The organism is Sulfurimonas sp., assembly GCF_026988655.1.
Classification (GTDB): Bacteria; Campylobacterota; Campylobacteria; order Campylobacterales; family Sulfurimonadaceae; genus Sulfurimonas.
Map to the genome: position 1 here is coordinate 1 of NZ_JALSKT010000001.1, position 2731 is coordinate 2731.

Genomic DNA, 2731 nt, shown 5'->3' on the forward strand with positions numbered 1-2731 from the left:
TATTTTTGAGACATAAAAAATGCTACAAGATCCTCAATGCTCTTCTCATCAAGCCAATCATATGAAGGCATTGCTGAGACTCTATCACCTTTTTCATCAATATCATACCAAGAGAAAATCCTGTTTTCATCTTTTTCATAGCCAGGAACTAAAATGGCATTGGGGTTTATGATGGACTCTTTTAAGTACTCTTTAGTAGAATAGCCGCCGATATTTGAGAGATTTGGAGCCATAAATTTTGGGGCATTTTTTTGATTTGCATATATATGACATGCTGCACAATTTTCTTTCGCTAGTCTTTCTCCATTTCTAACATCACCTTTAGCCTCTTCACTCAACTCTCGCACGAGTTTATTTTTACTATCTTTTCCTTCAAGGTTTACCCCAATCCAAGGGCTTATAATCTTTGATGCCCCTCTATTTTTTTTATCACCATACCATATAGCAAAAGAGATAGGGAATTCTCCTTTGTCTATATTCAAATATTTAGACTTCAAGGGCATAGATATAGTCCCTCTCCAGAAACCTTTTTTATAAAGCATATGCATTTTGACATCTATATTTTTATCTTGTACTTCTCTAAAGTTTCTATATCCTTGCCCTATGTAAATCCTCTGAAGTTCACTACTTTGAGGCTTTTCATGCCTATTTTCTAAAAAGAAACCAAAAATTTGTTGGCTACTTTCATCTACATACTCAACAAACTCACTATTGCCAACCTGCTCACACCTTGGAAGTGTTACTTTATTATACATAACAATAACAGTTCGTCCTTTACTTCCCATCCCAATATATGGAAGCTTTTTAGCGTCATCAAACTGGATTGGTAGTTGTATGGCATAACCATCAGCATAAGATATAGGATCTATTTTTTCCTCTGGAGATTTTGAGTTATCTCTCCATTTTAATAGTATTGAAATATTTTTTCCATCATATATGGCTTTTACTTTTACTTTAGTAACACCCATATTTTGCTTGTTAATTTCATCTAGTTCTATAGTTATTTGTGGGTAAAGTAGTATGTTTTGATACCTAGCACTAAGCCAAGCTTTTGAAGTTGGTCCTATATCAGAAGTATTGCCAGGAACCTTTATGGCATTAATAGTGACTTGAGAAAAAATATGACTCAATAATAAACCACATAAAAGAGCAGTTTTCAACAAAATCTTTAGCACTTACTCATCTCCTACAAAAGAACTTTTGCTATTTTATAGCTTTATTACTTTGCTTTGTATAAATGTAGTATATTTGATAGATTTAAATTATGCAGGTAGAAGTAAAAAGGGGGCATAGCCCCCTTTTTTTATTTTAGTTATAGATTAGTATCTATATCTTAAAGATAAACGAATATCTGAAGCAGATTTTACTGCACCTGGTGTTGTATCAACATCCATAGGAGTACCTGTGCTACCAAAGAACATATCACTTCCTGTGTAGTCATAGTCTATATAAGTATATCTAAGCTGTGCCGTTAAATACTTTCCAACTACTGGTAAATTGTAATAAGCTTCATATGCACTACCTCTAGTTGCAAGTTTACTTCCTACTAAAGTATCTTCTCCATAAGTAAAGCTTCTCCAAAATTTACTTCCATGATTATATTCTAATCCCCATCTTGCATCTTCAACCATTAAACAAGGAAAATTAACTCCTATGTAAATAGAGTCTCCATATTCTTTATCTGCAGAGCCGAGCATCTCTGTTGCAGGGACTATATAACCAGTTGCTGGAACACCATACATTGGGTTTACAACGTTATGTGTACCTTTTGGATCAGTTTTGCTAAAAGCATAAGAAGCAAAAAATACAGTGTCATCCAAGAAGTCACTTATCTCATCGCCAATTCCATTAACTTGAAGTGATAATGCACCACCAGTCATATCACCAACATCTGTCATATTTACAAAATATGATCCTGTACCATCAAATGTAAAGTTAGCGCCCATCACATTCCAAGCTTGAAAATAATTAGCCATTACCTTATATTGACCATCATCATATGCCTGAAAAATAAATCCTGCTAAATCCATATTTGGAGAATCCCAACTACTCTGCACATAAGGTGTTTGTGTCATACTAGGAATAACATTTTGCATAACTGGATAGCCTGTAAAAGAAGGATACTTAGCATCAGCATTAGAGTTACCTCTACCTAAACAAATTTTAAAATACATTCCTGAAACACCTGCAAGCTTATCAAAATCAAATTTAAAACTAGCACCATCAAACTCCATATTTATATTATGTCCGATTGGTGAAGCTGGATGGCTATTATCTGCTCTTAAATTAGTCATAAAACCGTCAGTAGATGGACGACGACCAAAACTTACTGTATAAGGCATATCACCCATTTGTCCAAAATATAGAAAATAAGCTTCTCTAAGTCTTATATTTGCATCGCCACTTGGAGTCTGTGTTGCATACCAGTCCATATTTTGATAACCATTCATTGCAGGAGCACTATTACTGCCAAATGTTTTGTATACACTCAATGCACCCTTAAAAACTAAATTATCTACAGGTTGAGCTGCCATATTTAAAATAAGTTTATTTGTCCATAGTCCATTACTTGCATCATTAGCACCATTGATTTTATAGTCAACTATATCATATGCCGTTCTAAAATCAACACTCCACTTGATGTTATCTCCACCTGTATGTGCTTTTACTTCACCTATCTGTCTTTTAAGTGCATCGTAGTTCACTTTTGATTGAGCCTCTTTTAGTTCTG

The 2731-nt window shown here is 34.2% G+C and carries 2 protein-coding genes; both read right to left on the bottom strand.

What is annotated here, in order from left to right:
• Positions 1-1130: ethylbenzene dehydrogenase-related protein (locus MV052_RS00005; protein WP_297439559.1), on the bottom strand; the 1130-nt coding region annotated here is incomplete at its 3' end.
• Between the two features lie 189 nt (positions 1131-1319).
• On the bottom strand, positions 1320-2731 hold a 1412-nt coding region (locus MV052_RS00010; protein WP_297439560.1), incomplete at its 5' end, for a DUF3373 family protein.